General features: G+C 52.5%; 8 protein-coding genes. 1 reads left to right on the forward strand and 7 read right to left on the reverse strand.

Going from position 1 to position 4,600, the window contains the following annotated elements; translation table 11 throughout:
* Positions 1–180: hypothetical protein (locus tag ABYV26_RS21385; protein ID WP_372683389.1), on the reverse strand; the 180-nt coding region annotated here is incomplete at its 3' end.
* A gap of 172 nt (positions 181–352) precedes the next feature.
* Here ABYV26_RS21385 and ABYV26_RS21390 point away from each other — a divergent pair.
* Positions 353–598, forward strand: coding sequence for a hypothetical protein (locus tag ABYV26_RS21390; RefSeq protein WP_372683390.1), 246 nt, complete (start codon positions 353–355; stop codon positions 596–598).
* A gap of 12 nt (positions 599–610) precedes the next feature.
* On the opposite strand, the gene ABYV26_RS21395 is transcribed toward ABYV26_RS21390, so the two are convergent.
* The 6 genes from ABYV26_RS21395 to atpB form a co-directional block, all read right to left on the reverse strand.
* Positions 611–1,312: an AAA family ATPase gene (locus tag ABYV26_RS21395; protein WP_372683391.1), complete on the reverse strand. Its 702-nt coding sequence runs from the start codon at positions 1,310–1,312 to the stop codon at positions 611–613.
* Between the two features lie 172 nt (positions 1,313–1,484).
* Complete coding sequence (locus tag ABYV26_RS21400) at positions 1,485–2,063, reverse strand: hypothetical protein (protein WP_372683392.1); 579 nt, start codon at positions 2,061–2,063, stop codon at positions 1,485–1,487.
* A gap of 2 nt (positions 2,064–2,065) precedes the next feature.
* Complete coding sequence (locus ABYV26_RS21405) at positions 2,066–2,515, reverse strand: hypothetical protein (RefSeq protein WP_372683393.1); 450 nt, start codon at positions 2,513–2,515, stop codon at positions 2,066–2,068.
* 98 nt (positions 2,516–2,613) lie between these two features.
* Positions 2,614–2,862: an ATP synthase F0 subunit C gene (gene atpE / locus ABYV26_RS21410; protein WP_155305369.1), complete on the reverse strand. Its 249-nt coding sequence runs from the start codon at positions 2,860–2,862 to the stop codon at positions 2,614–2,616.
* 91 nt (positions 2,863–2,953) lie between these two features.
* Entirely contained in the window at positions 2,954–3,931 is a 978-nt protein-coding gene (gene atpE / locus ABYV26_RS21415; protein WP_372683394.1) for an ATP synthase F0 subunit C, read from the reverse strand.
* The coding region (gene atpB / locus ABYV26_RS21420; RefSeq protein WP_372683395.1) for a F0F1 ATP synthase subunit A at positions 3,932–4,600 on the reverse strand (669 nt) is incomplete at its 5' end.

The following is a 4,600-nucleotide window of genomic DNA, read 5'->3' on the forward strand; positions in this document are numbered from 1 at the left end:
CAGCAGCAGCATGATGGTTTCGAAATCGATGAATTCGACGGCCTGGTGTTCGCTGACCACATGCAGCACCAGCAGGATCATGACGCCGAGCAGGGCGGCGACGGCCTTGTTGACCAACTCAAAGGTCAGCGCCACATAGACCAGCAAAAAAACAACGATTGGAAGCAGGGCTCCTTCCATCTTGAATCCCTTTCACGGATTGGATGATAAACATCATAAGCGCGCAGCCATCGAATGGGGTTGCGCGATGCGTCGTCCCAAAAAATCGTTTTTCTGGGCAGGGTGCGTTGCGGCAACGTCCCGAAGCTACCGCGCCCTGAAAAAAGGACCCTATTAATTCACTCAGGACCCAATGTCAAACAGGTATATTGCTTTTTTGTGTGAATTCAAAATATTGCAGGATGATCAAGCAGTTAAGAAGGCTGATGTTGATGAAGCGCATTCACATTTCAGGCAACAATCACCACACTTCAGCGTGCTTTTTAAATTGGAGCAGAAATTGATCAATATGGAAGAGGTGCTGCGGGAAACATCAGTACCGCCGGGTTGCCATCACGGGACCTGCTGTTTTTCCCCAGCCTATCGACAGGCGGCCTGATGACCGCAGGCATCATTTCTTCTTAGCTTTTGTTGCTGCCGGTTTTTTCACCACCGTATCTTTGCTGCCGACCACCATGCCAATCACCGCGCCCAGCGATGCATCGATGTCTATTTTCTGGGTGTTGACCACCAAATCATAATTGCGCGGATCGGCGACATCTGCATTAAAGGATTGGCGGATAAAGGCGGATCGGCGGTTTTCCCGATTGATCACCCGCCGTTTGGCTTCCTCCCGGGTGACACCGAATTCCTTGGCCACGTTCTTCACCCGGACCTCTAAAGGCGCAATTACCCGGACACTCAACCGGTCTTCCGCCGGAATCAGAAAGTTGGCACCACGACCGACGATGACAGCATTGCCATGGCTGGCGATCGCGGCAACCACTTTCATCAAATGATCCAGGTAAACCCCCGGCCATAGATAGCGGTCGTTCACTAGGGATGAGATAAAGTCCTTGATGCCGGATAGCCGGTCTTTTTCCATGGTTTCAATCACGGCTCCACTGATGTGGGCACTTTCAGCAATTTCCTTGACAATGTCACGGTCAAACAAATCGATGCCGAGCCGTTTGGCCAGCCCCCGGGCGATGACCCGCCCCCCACTTCCCGGCTCCGAAGAGATGGTGATTACCGGTATGTGGGTCTGGGTTTGTTTTTCCCACTTTTCGATCTGTTCCTTAATAAATTTTTCGATGGAGGAATTTTTTTCCATGATCAACGTCCCGTCCTGCCCGTTATGTCCAAAAACGGTGAATGATAAAGGTTGGTTTGACGAAAAGAGAACCGAGGGTTTCCTAATGAAAAAAGGTGACGCTGTCAAGCTGCAATAAAAGATCGGTTAAATGGCATGAAATGCAAGTTACTGGGGTAAGCAGCGCATTCGTTCAGGTGTGAAGACTGCCCATATAATCATCTAGTAGCTGTTGGTTGTCGCCAGCGGTTATCATGTCCGGCAGTTTCATCATTGCCTGATCAATGGCCATGTCCAGCAACTCCATTTTGAGGCCGGCCTTGGCCTGGACGATCCGGTTTTGCATCTTGCGCCGAGTCTCTTCCAACATGATTTTGCTTTGTTGCCTGGCCTGTTCCACGATCTCCTGCTTGCGGGTCTCTCCCTGGGCAATCAGCCTATCCTTGAGTTCCTGAAAGCGAGCCCGGTTTTCAGTCCCCTTCTTCTTTACTTCGTTGATTTCGCTGATAATTCTGGCTTTTTCGGTTTCAAGTTCGCTAATTTCAGAAACGATGTCACTTTTTTGCAGCTTTAGAAAGTCTTTGATGGGTTCTCTGGCATATTTTACGATCACGGCAACCAGGATGATAAAGTTGACCCAGCGCATGGCCACGTCGTACGTGGGTCTCCATTGGGGATCAGCAGCCTGGGCCGCTACTGGAAGCGCAACCATAAATAATCCCGCAAAAAGGATCGTGACGTACAAGGCACCGGCTCTTTCAGTCAACCTCATGATTACAGCCTCCGATGAAGCACTTTTTCCATGATCGTCAAAGATATGACCTCCACCTCCCCGGCCAATTCCAAACGCGCCTGCCGGACTTGATCCTTCACCCGGGCCTCCGTTTCATGCCTCAATTCTGAAATCTGTTGCCGGACATCCTCCAAGATTTCCGAGGCCTGATGATCCCCTTCTGATTCCAGAGAAAGAGCTACTTTATGGGCCTCTTTGATGACCTTGGCCTGCTCGCGGTCAAGATCTTTGCCTAACCGAACCAGGTCTTCCTTTCCCGAAATGATATCTTTCTGGAAATCGGCAATTAACTCCTTCCGCTGGGAAATGGTGCTGAGCAGCGGACGGAACATAATCCGGTTCATGAAATAGAGAAAGATCAGAAAGGAGACCAGCTGAACAATAAAGGTTTCATTGATGCTGATCAGCGCGTTGGTCGCTATAATTTCCATGGTGGACGCTCTCTGTTGAATAGTTGCCTTACCATGTTTCCTGTACCTGAGCGGCAGGTTGAGACGGTTCCGAAGATGCAGGCCATAGCGGTGGTTCGCTAAACCACAAACAATAGCAGCAGGGCGATAACCAGAGAATAGATGCCGGTCGATTCAGAGACGGCCTGGCCCACCAACATGGTCCGGGTCAACAGACCTGCTTCCTTGGGGTTCTTGCCGATGGCCTCGCACGCTTTGGCAGCCACCATACCTTCGCCCACACCGGGACCGATCGCACCCAGCCCCATGGATATACCTGCACCTAGAAATGCTGCCGCCTTGACAATGTCTGCGCCTTCGATCGCCATGATAGTCCTCCTCCGTTACCGTGTTATTTTATCATCGTCTATTTGAATATCTGAAATCTCAGCGGCCGGGAAGTCGCCGAATGCCTTGACACTACAAGACAAATATCAACACCAGGCTGACCACCATCGCATAGATCGCCGTGGATTGGGAGACCGCCTGGCCCACAAGCATGGTCCGCATGAGATCCGCCGCATGTTTGACATTGCGGGCTACCCAGCGAACGGCGCCTTCCGCCGCCATGCCGTTGCCCACACCCGGCCCAATGCCGCCAAGCCCCGTGCAAAGGCCTGCACTCAGGAGCGCCATGGCCGATTGCAGCTGCAAGGATTCGGGAAAGGTTTTGAACATCAGGATAAAACTCACCAGCAACCCGAAAATGGATGGCGTCTGGGCCACGGCCTGGCCAACCAGCATGATGGTTGTGATATTTCCAACCGCCTCCGGCTGACGGGCAACACCCTCGCAACTGGCCCCGGCAGCCATACCACCGCCATAACCCGAGCCGATGGCAGCTAGCCCTGTACTCAAACCCGCCCCCACCAACGCTGCCCAAGTGGGATGAAGGGGTGCATTGGAAAAATCCATGAACAGAAGCATCAGGGCCACCACCATGGAGAAGATCGCCGGGGTCTGGCAAACGGCGGACCCGATGAGCATGTTGGTGGTTAGCTTGCTGGATATCGCCGGTTGGCGGGAAAGTCCTAAGCAGGCCTGGCCACCGGGAAACCCGGACCCGACACCCGAACCGATTGCCCCGAAACCCATGCTGATGCCGGCACCGAAAAGGGCGGCCGCCTTAAGCATATTTGGATTTCCCTTATCCATGAACAGAAGCAGGATCGCGACCACCAAGGCAAAAATAGAGGCTGATTCGGCAACCGCCTGCCCCACGAGCATGTTCTTGAAGATATCGCCGGAAATCTTCGGGTTTCTGGAGACGGCCAGATTAGCCTGGGCAGCGGTATACCCTTCACCGATGGCGGCGCCGACCGCACCCAGCCCCATGGCAATCCCCCCGCCGGCAAACGCGGCGACCTTAACCCAGGCCTGAACATCGAGATCCATCATCTATTTCACCTGGACTGAGATGTATACAACCGTTAACATGGTAAAGACAAAAGCCTGAATGGTACCCACGAACATGCCGAAAAAGGCGTAAAGAAAGGGCGGCAGCAAGATGCTGTAGGTGAGATAGGAGACCACCAGGATGATGATCGACCCGCCCATGATATTGCCGAACAGACGGAAGGAGATGGATACGATCTTGGCAAACTCGCCGATGATATTCAGCGGCGCCATGAAAAAAATCGGCTGGAAATACTCGCTGGCATAGTTTTTAAACCCTTTTTTACGTATCCCTGCGGCATGGGCAATGACAAATCCCATCACACCGAGGCTCAAGGGGGTATTGAGGTCCTTGGTGGGCTCATCCAGGTGGGGGACGATTCCCAGCCAGTTGGACACCAGCAGAAACAAAAACAACGCACAGATCAAGGGGCCATACTTCTTGGCCATTTCCTTGTCCAGGGCATCTTCTGTCAGTTTGTAAAGATTGGAAACGAATAGTTCCCCGAACACCTGCATGGATTCCGGCACCATGCCCCGTTTGCGCGCCATTAGAAAACCCAGCACAAAAATCACCACAAAGGCGATCCAGGTCATGAGAATGACCTCGAGGTTGAAAGTCATGGAGTAGCCGAAAACCGGTACGATCAGCTGATGAATTCTTCCGAGTTC

It is taken from the genome of Desulfosarcina sp. (assembly GCF_041551955.1).
Lineage (GTDB): Bacteria > Desulfobacterota > Desulfobacteria > Desulfobacterales > Desulfosarcinaceae > Desulfosarcina.